The 14,048-nt window shown below is 58.3% G+C and carries 12 protein-coding genes and 1 pseudogene; all 13 read right to left on the bottom strand.

Going from position 1 to position 14,048, the window contains the following annotated elements:
• Positions 1-15 precede the first annotated feature (15 nt).
• The 13 genes and pseudogenes from gspN to IPM54_21900 all read right to left on the bottom strand — a co-directional run bounded on the left by gspN (position 16) and on the right by IPM54_21900 (position 14,039).
• Complete coding sequence (gene gspN / locus IPM54_21960) at positions 16-1,278, bottom strand: type II secretion system protein GspN (protein MBK9262455.1); 1,263 nt, start codon at positions 1,276-1,278, stop codon at positions 16-18.
• Positions 1,275-1,868, bottom strand: coding sequence for a type II secretion system protein M (locus IPM54_21955; protein MBK9262454.1), 594 nt, complete (start codon positions 1,866-1,868; stop codon positions 1,275-1,277). Before IPM54_21955 ends, gspN begins: the two co-directional genes overlap by 4 nt.
• Positions 1,865-3,391, bottom strand: coding sequence for a pilus assembly protein PilM (pilM, locus tag IPM54_21950; protein MBK9262453.1), 1,527 nt, complete (start codon positions 3,389-3,391; stop codon positions 1,865-1,867). The genes IPM54_21955 and pilM overlap by 4 nt, the downstream gene beginning before the upstream one ends.
• Entirely contained in the window at positions 3,360-4,856 is a 1,497-nt protein-coding gene (locus IPM54_21945) for a general secretion pathway protein GspK (GenBank protein MBK9262452.1), read from the bottom strand. Before IPM54_21945 ends, pilM begins: the two co-directional genes overlap by 32 nt.
• A gap of 10 nt (positions 4,857-4,866) precedes the next feature.
• Positions 4,867-5,565 carry a prepilin-type N-terminal cleavage/methylation domain-containing protein gene (locus IPM54_21940; GenBank protein ID MBK9262451.1) on the bottom strand — a complete coding sequence of 233 codons (699 nt, stop codon included), beginning with the start codon at positions 5,563-5,565 and terminating at the stop codon, positions 4,867-4,869.
• Positions 5,562-6,452: a type II secretion system protein gene (locus IPM54_21935; protein MBK9262450.1), complete on the bottom strand. Its 891-nt coding sequence runs from the start codon at positions 6,450-6,452 to the stop codon at positions 5,562-5,564. The genes IPM54_21940 and IPM54_21935 overlap by 4 nt, the downstream gene beginning before the upstream one ends.
• A 7-nt stretch (positions 6,453-6,459) precedes the next feature.
• The gene (locus IPM54_21930; GenBank protein MBK9262449.1) at positions 6,460-7,194 is read right to left on the bottom strand and encodes a prepilin-type N-terminal cleavage/methylation domain-containing protein; all 735 of its coding nucleotides are present in this window, start codon (positions 7,192-7,194) and stop codon (positions 6,460-6,462) included.
• A 21-nt stretch (positions 7,195-7,215) separates the two neighbouring features.
• The gene (locus IPM54_21925) at positions 7,216-7,617 is read right to left on the bottom strand and encodes a type II secretion system protein (GenBank protein ID MBK9262448.1); all 402 of its coding nucleotides are present in this window, start codon (positions 7,615-7,617) and stop codon (positions 7,216-7,218) included.
• 39 nt (positions 7,618-7,656) lie between these two features.
• Positions 7,657-8,070: a general secretion pathway protein GspG gene (locus IPM54_21920; protein ID MBK9262447.1), complete on the bottom strand. Its 414-nt coding sequence runs from the start codon at positions 8,068-8,070 to the stop codon at positions 7,657-7,659.
• A gap of 7 nt (positions 8,071-8,077) precedes the next feature.
• A complete protein-coding gene (gene gspF / locus IPM54_21915; GenBank protein MBK9262446.1) occupies positions 8,078-9,307 on the bottom strand; it encodes a type II secretion system inner membrane protein GspF in 1,230 nt (409 codons plus the stop codon).
• 13 nt (positions 9,308-9,320) lie between these two features.
• Positions 9,321-11,105 (bottom strand): type II secretion system ATPase GspE, encoded by a 1,785-nt coding sequence (gspE, locus tag IPM54_21910; GenBank protein ID MBK9262445.1) that lies wholly within the window; start codon positions 11,103-11,105, stop codon positions 9,321-9,323.
• Positions 11,106-11,108: 3 nt separating this feature from the next.
• Positions 11,109-13,716 (bottom strand): annotated as a pseudogene (gene gspD / locus IPM54_21905) (type II secretion system secretin GspD).
• Positions 13,717-13,742: 26 nt separating this feature from the next.
• Positions 13,743-14,039, bottom strand: coding sequence for a hypothetical protein (locus IPM54_21900; GenBank protein MBK9262444.1), 297 nt, complete (start codon positions 14,037-14,039; stop codon positions 13,743-13,745).
• Positions 14,040-14,048 lie beyond the last annotated feature (9 nt).

Genomic DNA, 14,048 nt, shown 5'->3' with positions numbered 1-14,048 from the left:
CCACTATCCCTCGATTCATTGCGTCTCGGGCGCTGGCCGATTACGCGGCGACGGCGCATCGTCGGCGCCCGCGGGAGGCGCGGCTTCTGGTGGAGGCTCTGCAGCACGCTCGGGCTCGGGCGGCGGAGGCGAATCCGGCTCTGCTGCTCGCGGTTCGGGCGCCGCAGGACGCGGCGGAGCATTGTCGTCTTTATCGTCGCGCGCGGTGGACGTACCGAGCGGCAATGCCGCCTTTTTTGCATTGAAGGGCGAATCGCCTTTGCCACGCCCTCGACCAGGCGACGGTCCATCCGACGTCGATGGATCGAACCTGAGTCTCCCGAGCTGACCGTGAATGTGCCAGCCGTAAAACCCATCGGATCGCTTGGAGCGCTTGATTCGCGGATCCGCCAATTCGAATAGCGACGGCACGGTGGAGCCGGGTGTACCGAGCAACGTCTTCGTCAAATCGCTCTTGTTGCGATATGCATCGGTAAACTTGAATCGCACGTACAGGTCGGCCAGGGAATTATTAGCAGGCTCGCGAACGTTGACTTTGCCGTCGCCGGCGAGCTCGATGTCCGTCCCATTGGCCTCGAACTTGGTGACTTTCAGTGCTCCATCTTTGGCTTCGGCCGTAATGATCAAGTCGCCGAGCTTCGCCTCGGGCAGGGCAATTTGGTTCTTGATTTTTGATTTACCGTCGCCAACCGATACGCCATTGATGGCCAAATCGAGCATCCCGCTGGCCTTGCTGAACTTGCCGCCCTCTGCCGTAAGCTCCAATTTCCCCGTCGCGACGCCTTTGATGGGAATGCCGAGCGTATCTTTGATGATGTCGACGTACGATAGATCGATTTGGTCGAGCTCGATCTCGACCGGGCCGGCCGATGCACCCACGGGAATGGTGCCGTTGATGTCACCGTTGAATGCATGCGCCCAGAATTTTACGCGAAGGCGCCCGAGAAATAGTGGCAAAACTTGGAGTCGCGCATTCAGCTCGTCGACTTTCACCACCGATTCGGCAGGTTTGTCCTTATCGCCCGCGTGATCATCGGGCGGAGGCAAATAAAGGCGTACGCCGGTGGCTTCGACACCGGTGAACCAATACGAATCGAGCTCGTCGATTTCGACACGCTTGATGGTGCTCTTGGGCTTTTGCGCGCGGACCTGAACTTCGGCAATCACGCGATCTTTGAGCCGATTCCAGGGAAACGTGACATAGAAAAAGAGGACCAAGCACGTCATGTAGAGCGCCGGGTACGCGAGGAATTTGAGAATGCGGACGAGGCGATTCATGGCAGCTTCTCCTCCTGGGCCGCATCCTTCGCTTCGCCCTTTTCTTTCTCCTTGGCGTCGGGCTTGCGATCATACGCGCTGACGCCGAGCTCCACTTCATACGAATCGGGTTCGCCCGACCGGGGACGAATGTTGAGGCGACTGATGGCCACAGGATGCCCGGATTGCTCGATTTTCTCGAGGAGTTTTACCAAATTGAGCATCCCCACTTTGTGAAGTTTGACGACCGTGATGCGTTCGGTGTATTTCTTGCCGTGCGGAACCTCGGGTTTGTCCTGCGCATCGGCGACCGTGATGTTGTTTTGCTTCGCCGCGTCTTCGATGAACCCGGCAAGAGCTGGAGCAGGCTTGGAATAACGCGCCAAGAGCGCTTCCTGCTTGGCTCGCTTTTCAAGAGCATTCGTTCGCGCCTTGTAGATGTCGGTGATGAGCCCGCGGATTTGATCGTTGTTCGAGCGAGCATCTTGCACCGCGCTCCAGGCATAAAGCGGCACCGCCAGCACGAGCAATGCCACGACGATGCCCGCCAGCAATCCGAGGAGCCGACGCTCGCGCGGCTCGAGTTTGTCGAGGCGTTCTGCGAATGTCACTTGCCTTCCTCCTTGCCAGCCGGCGTGGATGCACTACCTTCAGGCTCTGCCGCTGTGCCAGTTTTCTTCTTCGGCTTTTTCTCTTCGCACTTCAGGTCGAATTCGAGCACGTATTTCTGCTTGTTACCCGTGAATTGCGCCGTGCGACTTATTTTCACGTCCTTGAAGCATTTGTGCTCCTTCATCTTGTCCGCAATCCCCTGCGCATCCGGAATCGACGGCACCGTGCCTTGAATGGTCACATGACCGCGATTGAGATCGAATTCGAGAACGTCGTGCACGATTTCCTTGGGAACCACTTCGGAAAACTTGACCATGACATCGAAAGCATCGGCGCGCGGTAATGGATCATCATCGGCCGCACTCGCTCCTTTGTCGAGGATTTCACGCGCCTTGTCGACATCCTTGATTTCTTCACCAAAAACTTCGCCCGTTGCCGTTTCGACTTGCGAAAGAAGCAGCTCGCGCTCGACACCGAGACTCGAATGCTCCGCCGCCAAGTTGAAGGCGAAGCTCAGCACGACGACGGAACCGAGGCCCACGAGGAGCGGTATCTTTTCACGAAGAAATGGATAACTTCGCGCAGCCTCGAGCGCCCCTTTGCGCAAATTCATTCCGCGAGCTTTGCCGACGAGGCCCATGGCAAGCCCAATCGCCTTGGCAAAACGCGGGAGCATGCTCTCCTGCTCGGGCGTGACTCCCTCGAGATTCGGCCTCGGCAAAGGCAATATCGAAATGCCAAGCTCCGTCGAGAGATACATTTCGGCGCCTTGTGCCGCAGCGCCACCGCCCACGAGATACATGCCCGCAAGCGGCGGACCACCGGAAGCGCGCCATGCAGCAAACGTCTGGCGAAGCTCTCGCGAAATGGCCGGAGCGCTCCCGGGCAAACCCATGGTTCCACGAGACAACGTCCGCGCAAAAACGGGCTCGCCATCACGCAGAATGACGATGTCGCTCGTGGTTTCACCAAGATCCAGCATGGCTACCGGCGGAATGATTTCACCAGGACCCGCAGTTTTCCCGAAAGGCCTTTCGATGTCGGGCATGATGGAAATGAGGTTCGCAAGCGGAAGAGCCCCCGTGCCGACTCGTTCGGGCTCGATACCGAGCGCTTCGTTCGCAAGATGAATGCGCTCGCGCACGTCGCCAATGCGTGCGATGGCTGAAAAAATGGGCACCGTCTCGCTTCCCGTCGCGCGCTTGTCGATGCGATAATCAAAAACGGCTTCGGTGATTTCAAATGGAAGCTGCGCCTCCAATTCGAAAGGCAGCACGTTGTCGATTTCCTTGAGCGCCGAGGCGGGCAAATCGACCGTACGGTAATACGTCTTTTCCCCCGTGATCGCAATGGCCGCTGCATCCGGCTTGTACATTCCGACAGCGGCGCGAATGGCATCCGCTTCGAGTCCCACGACGGGCGCTTCACCAAGCGCTTCGAGCGTGATCTTGCGGTAATTCACCCGCAAGATCGCCGCCCTGACGACCGCTTTACCAATATCGATTCCGAGAATTCTGGACATAGTGGAAACCTTTGGTTACTCGATACGATAATAAACGACTCTGCCCATGGGGCTCGAATTCATGAGCGCAATCGGGTCTACGGCAGTGGGATCGGCTGCTCCGGACGAACCAGCAGAACCGGTGGAGGTCGTCGTGCCCATTGGTCGGATTCGGCCCGCCCGTGAGCGGATTGGACGCGCGCGTATCGACGACGGCGTGGACACGCACGCGCGTGGTACGTTTACGCCCAGGAACGACGCCGTCGGCGTAAATGCTGAATACGCGGCTCGTCACCGTGAATTGCTTGTTTGCGCCCGCCGTCAGGCCGCAAGGCAATCCGGCTTGTGCCATGAGCGGAGCGAGCATGGGGCCGATGACGCTTCCAAGCGGCCCGCCGATGTTGCCGGTTTTCAGCAAATTGGGGAAATCCGCGGGCTTCGTGAAAATGGGAATGGGGAACGTCCGGAGGATACCGAGCAGCGATACAAACTGAGCTTGAATGAGCGGATCGGTGCACAAGGCAATGCCCTGCGTTGCGGACGAACCGGCCGCTGCGATGCCACCCGCGCACACGGAACACGCCGCAGAGAGCAGAATCTGCGGATTGGCGCTGTTCACGTTGATGGCCTTTTGACCCCAAACCGTCAGTACGCGCGATTTGGGATCGTCGGGGTTTGGATCGACGAACGTGCTCCAAAAATCGTCACTCATGCCCCGCACGAGGCGCAGTTCCTGAAGAGAATCGTAGGCTGCGTTCTTTCGACGATATTCGAGGCCGATCATTTGATAAAAATTGTCTTCGGCGCCCGCAGCAGCCTGGGCTTGCGCGCCTACGTAACACGTCGAAACGTTTTCGTCTTGATCGGCCCAATCGGTAATCGCACCACAAACGGTGTTCATGTCCGAAAATTGATTGTCGAGGTCCCGGCCCTCGAAAAGCGGCGCATTTTGCGGCCCTTGCATGAGGCTCACGAGTTGCCGCTCGAGATCGACATCGGAGATGGGCGACGCACGATTGATGTTGATCTTCGAATCTTCGTCGACGATTTTTACCTCGAAACGGCCATTCGTCAGACCCAACCCTTTGCCCGTCGCGGTATCGACGCTGAGCATTCCGGCAAACGCCGACATGCCCGCTTCGTCATTGAAGGGGCCGAGCGCGACATCCGTAAACTCCCAGACGGGAAGTTGTTTAAATGGAATCATGGCGCCCATGGGCCCAAGACCGGTGCGAATCTGCGGTTCGGATGCAATGAGGAGCCGGGACAAATTCACGGCGCTCTTCGCCAAATATTCCGCTTGAAGTGCGTCCCTGTCGGCAAGAGCGGCGGCAAACCCAGCACTCGTTTCTTGCTGCAGTTCGGTAAGAAAAACCGTGAGGACCGTGATCGCACCGAGCACCATGAGCAGCGCCACGCCACGGCGAGATGCCTGGCGCTTTCTGCGCTTCATGATCTTCATCTTTCGAGTGCGAAGTTCGTCCACGGAATTCTCCTCAGTTGGCGAATTCGAGCGCGCTCTGAATCGCTGGCGACACGCGCGAACGAAGCACGACGGGTTTTCCGCCCGGACCACCATTGATCACGAGCGTAATGCGTATCTGCATCGGCAATCGCCACGGTTGTCCCGCTGCTTGCGTCGTGTCCCAATCGCTGATCCATTCTCTCGATAGCGGGTCGAAGTATTCGATATCGAAACTATCGACGTCTTCGACGAGAATGTTGACCACTCCTCCCTTGTCCGGTTCCATATCGAGGTATTTGTCTTCGCGCCGCACGAGATCCGTGGCACCCGTTTCCCGATTGCGAGAACCGAAATATCCAATTTCCGATTGATCCGATTCGTGCGGACCGAGCTGCCGATGCGCAAACGATGTAAAATCGATCCGATCAAAACTTCCGTGATCCTTGCCAATGAATGCCGTTTTGCGCATCTGCTGTGATATCATCGTCGAGTTGGCCGTATAATCGCCATGCTTGGACACGAACGCCGTCTGCAATTCACGCGCAATTCGAGACATCGCCGAACGGCCTTGCTGATATCGATCGGCCATTTGCGTGATGCCCTTGCGCGTGCGCGACATGCCATCGAATGCGCCATAAATGAGCGACCCGATGAGCGCGAGCACGCCAATCGATACCATCGCTTCGATGAGCGTGAGGCCCAATTGCGAGCGGCGTGCGCGAAGCTTCATCGCATGCCTCCGCCCGGCCGAATCCCGCCCATCCCAGGTCCGCCCATTCCTGGCCCGCCGAATCCAGGAAACATGGACGGGGGCCTTCCACCACCTCCGCCTGGTGCCCCGGTATTGCCCTGCCCAGACAAATCCGGCATTCCCGGCAAACCTCCACCCGATGCCGCATCGACCAATTCGTTCGTGGGCAAACTGGGTTGCGGATTGACGTACCATTGTACGACGTCGAATGAATATTCACGCGAGCCTTCGGTCCACGTGACCGTCAGCGTAATGCGCCGAGCATTCGTTTCGTAAATCATTTTGAGCTGCGGATACACGAACGTGCCCACGAGCTGCAGCATTCCACCGAGCGCTTCCATTCCGCCCGCCGCGCCCATCGCACCCGCAATATCCCCAAGCCCGCCCGACGAATCGCCAAGCGCCGACATTGCACTCGAGGGATCGCCTCCGGGCATTCCAAGCATTGCGCCGAGCGGTCCAAGCCCGCCCGCAGCGCCGCCCGACGCAGACGACGTGCCACCCGCAGGCGTGGACAGATCGAGGCCGGTATCGAGATCGAGCTCGCCCAATTTCGGTTCGGGAAATTGCGGCTTTTCGATTTTCCAGGTGCACCTCAAATTCGGCGTTTCGTCGCCTTCGCAACAAGGACCGCTGTCAATCTCCTCGAGCTCGGGCATCCCTTCAGGCTCGGACAGGCGCTCCTCGATTTCACCCATTTTGCAGCGCGCCAGCGTCGTCGCTACGCTCAAGTTGCGCGCATGCGCAGCCGTCGCAAATGCTCCCGCCTGCGCGGAAAGAATGGCCGTCAACCCAAGGCCCAAAATGGCCGTGGCCACCATCACCTCGAGCAGCGTGAATCCCCGCAGCGCGCGACGTTTCCGCATTTTCCGATCAACCATCATCGGACGCCTCCGATTCCTCGGATTCATGACGAGGCCGCAGCATTTCCACTCGGCCCTTTTCCATCTTCGTTTTGCCCGTCAATGGCTGAACGACAATGGTGATGATGTCCTTTTCCGGATCTGCTTCAGCGGGATTGCCGAGCACGATCTGAATGGCAGCTCGTTCCGTCTGACCTCCGGGCCAAAAATAAAGATACGCGCGGTCTTCCTCGATGGGGCCCTCTTGATGCGCCGTATCGACGGAAAGAAATCGCACGCTATCCGCCAATTCCTTGCCCGATTTTCCACCTTGCGGTTCGAATCCAAAAGCCTTCGTCGGCGTGAATTTTGGCTTTGGCGCCTTGGGTCCTTTGGTGATTCGCTCCGCTTCTTCTTCGGCCTTTTGTTCGATTTCCGTCGCAGCCGCTGCCCCGCCCGTATTGCCTTTGCGCTGCGTCCCGAGCTTCCCCGATGCTTCTTCGAGCGTGACCGTTCGCTCGTTGAAGTCGAATACGAGGCGCAATTCTTTGCCCGTCGCCGTCGCATGGCCATACGCGACGCGCACGGCGCTGGCAACCAATACCGCAGATTGCCGAAGACGTGCGCGTCGTAATGCTCCGAGACCAAAAACAGCCGTCCCGGTGACCAGCGTCATGATCGCCAGCGTGATCAATACCTCGACCAAAGACATGCCTCGGCGTCCCGTGCGAGCGGGCGAGATGGGCAAGCGCTTGATCGAGGCCATGGCAATCATATCGTTTGTCTCTCACAACCCCGCGACGCGTTTGATGTCGGCATCTTTGAAGTCGTCTTTGATGTCGTCCGGCGTCCCCTCTTTGCGGTCCCGACCCGCACTGCTCACGGTGATTTCGTCACCGTCGCAAGCGATCTTGAATTGGGTACCCCACGGATCATCCGTCTTTTTGCCGTCGATTTGCTTGGCATCGACGAGGTCCTTGATGCTCGGACACGCGCCTGCTGAATCGAGGTGCATGTAGGATTGCGCCGCCGTCTTGATGACGCCCGCGCTGAGCACCGCCCCTTTGATTTGGCTCTCCTTGAACCTCGGGAACACGAGCGCCGTCGCGCCGCCCGCGATGATGGCCATGATCGCGAGCACGATGAGCACTTCGACGAGCGTCACGCCGCGCGCCGCGGCCCTTTTCACGTTCCGAATTCGATTCTTGATGTTCACGTTCATTGTTCGTCACTCCACGCGGTCGAGACCATCGACCTCACCATCGGGTCCGTCACTGGTGAGATCGTACCCATCTGGGTCCTGTCTGCCAGGACAAAAAAGCCGTAAGGGCCTCCCCCACGCGTCGATCGGATCGATGCCGAGATACCGTTCGGTTTTGAGCACTTCGAGCGACGGGGGGCATTTGCGCTCGTGATCTGCGCGATAGCTATCGATCGCCGCTCGCACGACGGATATCGTAGCTTCGGTGGACCGGACGCCGGTCTTGCGCCGTTCACGAGCTCCGAGGACGCCGAGAACGAGGGCCATGGCGAGCGCCGCGAAGACGAGCTTGGCCCGCGCGAAACCGCGGCCGCGGAAGATCCCGCCGCCCCGTTCCCACGGGAAAAAAATCGTCTGTTCGCGCTGCCTGCGACGTGCCATCGTGGTTTTACCCAGCAAAACTCGACATCTGAATCAGCGGCATGAGAATGGAAAACGCGATGAATCCCACGGCTCCACCCATGAAGACGATCATGAGCGGTTCGAGAAGGCTCGTCAAAACTTGTACACGCGTTTCTACCTCGAGATCGTACGCATTCGAAACATTTTCGAGCATTTCTTCGAGTTGACCGCTTTTTTCGCCGATCGTAATCATGTGCGTGACGATGGGCGGAAATTGTCCGCTTCTTTTCAGCGGTTCGGCAATGCTCTGACCTTCCTTGATGGATCCAATCGCATCGGAAATGACTTTTTCCAATACCGCATTGCCCAAAACGTTCTTGACGATGTCCATTGCGCCGAGCAGCGCCACACCAGCTCCGAGAAGCGTCGCGAGCGTCCGGGAAAAACGCGCGATCGCAATCATGCGCACGAGTTTTCCCACGACGGGCATACGCAGCACGATTGCGTGCCACTTGAGGCGCCCTGTGGGCGTACGAACCCACCGGCGAAATAGCCAAATGCCAACGATGAGGAGCCCGAGAAAAAGCCACCAATAGCCGCTCAAAACATCCGAAACGAAAATCAACGAGGCCGTGTACCAGGGCAATGCTTGGTCCATCGACGCGAAAATCGACGTGACGTTCGGCACGACCGCGACCATGAGCACAGAAACGAGCGACACGCCGAGCAGCGCCATGAGCGCGGGATATGCCATGGCCGAGCTGACTTTGCCGCGAAGTTTGGCCTGGGCCTCGAGAAATGTCGTAATGCGCTCGAGCACCTGCTGAAGCATACCGGACGCTTCACCGGCGCGAACCATGTTGATGTAAAGCGGCGGGAATATGGACGGATGCGCTTCGAGCGCCTTGGCAAAGCTCGAACCTTCGCGAATCTGTTCACGCACCTGCGTGAGCGCACGCTTCAATGCCTCGTTTTCCGTCTGATCGATGAGCGCCGTCAGCGATTCGAAGAGCGGAATGCCTGCCTTGATGAGCGTTGCGAGCTGCCGCGTGACGACGGAGACGTCATTGAGCGACGGGCGGCGCGCAAATGCAAGCAGGTTGCCTTGCTTCTTTTTCTTCGTCGCCGCAGCAGAGTTTTCTTCCGTCGCCGTGGTGAGCAAAATGCCGTCTTTGCGCAGCACGGTTCGCAAAACTTTGGCATTCTCGGCGTCACGAACGCCTTTGACCTGCTTGCCAGTGCTTACGAGGATGCCTCGATATTCGAATACGGCCACGAGCGCTCCTCCTCTATTCGTCCACGATGATGTCCTCTTGGGTGGCCGCGAGGACTTCCTCGACCGTGGTCATCCCCATGAGAACTTTACGAGCGCCATCGTCACGCATCGTATCCATGCCCTGCGACAATGCGACCCGTTTGACCGTGAGCGCATCGGCATTTCTCAAAATGAGCGGGCCGACGGCGTCGTCGATGACGAGCAATTCGTAAATCCCGCGCCTTCCGATGAAGCCTTTCTGCATACACGCGTCGCAACCACCCGCTTTGTAGAAAACAGGCGACTGGCCCATTTTCTGCCCAACATATTCATAATCCAACTGGTGTACCGTATACCGCGGCGATACCGGGCGTCGCGCCTTCCATGCCAGACGCTCATCATCGAGACCAAGCTGCTTCAATTCGTACGCGGTCGGCTGATAAGGCACCTTGCATTGCTGGCAAAGCATACGCACGAGACGCTGCGCTAGAATGCCAATGACGCTGGATCGCACGAGGAATGGTTCGATCTCCATTTCGACGAGACGCGTGACGGCCGACGCCGAATCGTTCGTGTGCAGCGTGGAGAGCACCAAGTGGCCGGTGAGCGACGCGTGAATGGCAATTTCGGCGGTCTCCTTGTCGCGGATTTCGCCGACCATGATGACGTCCGGATCTTGGCGAAGAAATGCGCGCAAAGCACTGGCGAACGTGAGACCAATCGAGGGATGCACGTGCACCTGATGAATGCCGCCAATTTCGTATTCGACGGGATCCTCGGCCGTGAGTATGTTGCGGGACGGGTCGTTGATACGATTCAAACACGCATACAGCGTCGTGGTTTTACCGCTACCCGTGGGACCCGTGACGAGAATGATTCCGTCGGGCCTTTGGATGAGGCCATCCATGATGCCGTATTCGCGCGGGGCAAACCCGAGATCGTCGAGGCCGAGAAGAATGCTCGTCTTGTGCAAAAGACGCATGACGATACGTTCGAACCCGCGGCTCGTGGGCACCGTGGACACACGAATGTCGACGCTCTTGCCGGCAATTTTCAGCGTAATGCGGCCGTCTTGGGGCAAACGTTTTTCCGCAATGTCGAGGCTGGCCATGATCTTGACGCGCGCAATGATCGGGGCCATGAATTGTTTGGACGCTCGTCGCGCCACGTAAAGCTCGCCGTCAATGCGATACCTAACGACGACGTCCCGCTCTTCAGGTTCGATGTGAATGTCGCTGGCGCGTTCGCGAACGGCAAGGGCGAATAGACTGTTGACCCATGCAATGATGGGAGCATCGTCATCGCTATCGATGATGTCGATGAGGTTGTCTTCTTCCTCGTGTTTGTCCCCCTGCAAATTGGATTGCCCTGCCTCGCGTTTCTCCCATACGCGATTGATGGCATTGAGCACGTGTTCGGTGGTAGCGACCGAAACTTCGACGGGTTTGTTGAAAATGGACCGAACGTCGTCGACCGCCGTGGTATCGAGGGGGTCGGCTACCACGGCGTAGACGTGCGAATCATCTTCGGAGAGGGGGAGAATTTTGTGTTGCTTGGCGTAGGTAATGGGGAGCCGCGTCGCGACGTCGAAAGGAATCGTATCCACGTCGATTCGTGGCGTGAAGTCCATCCCCATCTCGGTGGCGAGAGCACGCGCGATTTTGCTTTCGTCGGTGATGTTCGACGAAACCAACAATTCCGTAATGGTTTGCCCCCGTTCGCGAACGGTATCGAAGAGCGGCGCAATTCGCGCTGCATCGACGACGCCGTGCCGAACGAGAATTTCACCCACGTATTCCGCATGCGCAACCGAGCTCATTGCTCACTCCACTCGCTGTATGGGCGCCGCCGGTCGTGCGCGACGCGGCGTCGGCACGGCTCTGCCCGTCGTGCCAGGTCTATCCGCCGGTGACGCCGTCGCCGGCGTGACCGAAGTGGGCCCAGCGTCATTCCCGCTGCTACGCGCAATGCTCGGAAGCGCAATGGGTTGTCCGGGCTCGTGCGTCCTTGGGCTCTTCGGTTTCGCTTCTTCCTCGAGACGCGCTCGTTCGGCCATTTGAATCTGCGATTGGCGAATGTCCTCGACGAGACCATTGGCCCTTTCGTAGTCCTTCGGCGGCTCCCACGCCGTATCACCAAAAACGAAATACCGGTCCAAGAACTCCTGCCGCTCCTGCATCTTTCGCTCGAAAATGGTGCGCAAGTCGTCTTGATCGCGCACGATGTACGGCGTCAAAACGAGCAAGAGGTTCGTTTTTTGCGTGGTCTTCTTCGTCGTGCGGAAAAGCGCTCCGATGACCGGAATGTCACCCAATATCGGAATCTTGGTGCGCGCATTCGTCACGGCTTCGCGCACGAGCCCACCGATGACGACGGTTTGTTGATCACGCACGACGAGCGTAGTTTTTGCTTGCCGCTTGATGATGGGAATCGCCCCGAGCGCGCCTTGCGGGGCGCCTGCTTCGGAAATGCCTTCGGTGATTTCGAGACGAACTTGATCGGAATCGTTGATGTGCGGCGTCACTTCGATTTTCGTTCCGACGTCTTGACGAGGTGCGGCAAACCCACCCAATCCTCCCAAAAGCCCGCCTGCGAGTCCCCCCATGCCTCCCAAGCCACCAGCAGCACCAGCCGCGCCGCCCAATCCGGCCGCCAGGTTCCCAATTCCACCAACATTGGTTTGGAGTGGAATGTTTTGGCCAATTTCAATGGATGCCGGCACGTTGTCCGTCGCGAGGATGTGCGGCGTCGCGAGAACGTTGGAATCGCTGTCCGTCGCGAGCGCGTGCATGACGACGCCGAACGCCGGAATCGTAATGCCCGTGCCGAGCAAATCGCTGGAACCCGTAATCGACGGACCTCGAACGCCCACAGCGAGCGCACCGAGCTGATCGGCAATGGAGAATGGGGCGCCAATCGATTGAATTGCCCCGTTGCCTCCATACACGATTCCTTGCCCGTCGGCACCATCCACGACGCCACCCGCATTCACGGGATAACCAAGATGCCAGCGCACACCCATGTCGTTCGTGCGATCGACGTTGACGTCCATGATGACGGCTTCGATGAATACCTGCCGGCGCGGCTGGTCGAGCTGATCGATGACGCCCCGGAGAGCCGCGTAATCGCGGAGTGACGACGTAACGACGAGCTTGTTCGAACCTTCGTCGCACGTTATTTTGACCTGACCCTCGAAAATGTCGTCCGTCGAACCCGGAACGGGCGGCGCTCCACCTGCGGGACGACGACCACCAGTCGCGCCTCCGCTTCCACCACTACCGCCCAAAATTTGATTGAGCGTACCGGACAAATCTTTACAACCGGCGTGCTGCAGAGGCAAAACATGCATTTGCCCTTCACCGGTTTGCGGAACGTCCATACGCTTGATGAGCTCGAGCAGCCGCAAGTAATCTCCTTGATTGGCCGTAATGACGAGCGAATTGGTGCGATCGTCGGCAATGATGCGCGCCCCAGCGCCACCGCCACCAGCTCCACCGGCAGCTCCTCGTGCGCCCCCCTTTTCCAGCGCTCGTTCGTAAATCGAGAATCTCACCCAATTTCGTGGCAACGTCGGCTGCCCCAGCGTAATGGATCGTTTCGAACCAGATCTGGTCTCCAGCCCCGCCGACATCGACGTCTTCGAGAATGCGCATCATGCGCTGCACATTGCTGCCCGTATCGGTGATGATGAGCAGCGATCCGCCGGGATGAACCGTGATGTCCCCGTCTTTCGACTTGAACTTGGCCAATACGTTCGCGGCCTCGGTCGCATCGACGTTGGAGACGCGGTAAAGGCGGGTTACGAAGCGATCTTCATTGGGAACGGGATTGCCCTGTCCGTACACGGGCGTCGTTTGACTCACGACACCGGGCGATTCGATGATTTTGAGAAAACGTCCATGCGGAATGACCGTGAGTCCGTTGGTTTCGAGAATGGACAAAAATGCGCTGTACGCTTCGGCGATGGAAACTTTGTCGGGCGAATACACGGTCGCCTTGATTTGCCGGACCTTGCCGCCATAAATGAACCTTCGCCCGGTGATGTTGCTGATGGCCTTGACGAGCTCGTTCAAATCGGCTTCTTCGAGGTTGAACGAAACCATGAGCCCGGGATTTTTGGGCCGAAATTCAATTTCTTTGGGGCCTTGCTTGACGGCCCCCATGGGATCTTCACCAATGTTGGGAGCATTTCCAAAAGGCGCGGGTGAGCCAGGCGGCGGACCAGGGGGAAATCCAGGAGGAATGGGCGGTTTGCCTGCGGCATCGCCCGCGGGCGCTGCGGGCGTTCGGGCCGCAGGTGTTTTGAGAACGGGAGCGCCTCGAGGTCCAGGCTGTTGCGCAGCCGCATTCATGGGTAACGAAGCGCCAACGAGAGCAGCAAGCGCCAAGCCAAAACGACGACGACCACGATATTGTTCACGCATATTCATATTCTTCGCGTTTTTAGTGCCAATCATCAATGCGTTTCGTGCGACGCCGGAAGATCTTCGACGACGGGCGCAGGTTTCGCTTTATTCGGGCGCGCCCGCCTATTCGATTTTCCGGGGGACGTCGGGGCCAATTCGGCGACTTTGTCCGTTGCCGATGTCGACACATCGCTTCGCGACGGAATCATGGATTTCGCGGCCCAAACGACCAACAAGCTCGCAATGGCAATGAACCCGGCAGATCCGAAGACGAACGTGACCACATAGAGCAGTGTCCTTTGAAGAAGGCTTCCGCCATCGAAAGAAGGCAATTTCAATTTGGCCATCGTAGGTCT

Source organism: Polyangiaceae bacterium (assembly GCA_016715885.1).
GTDB lineage: Bacteria > Myxococcota_A > Polyangia > Polyangiales > Polyangiaceae > Polyangium.
Note: the sequence above shows the minus strand (reverse complement) of the source record. Positions and strands in the feature narration are given on the sequence as shown.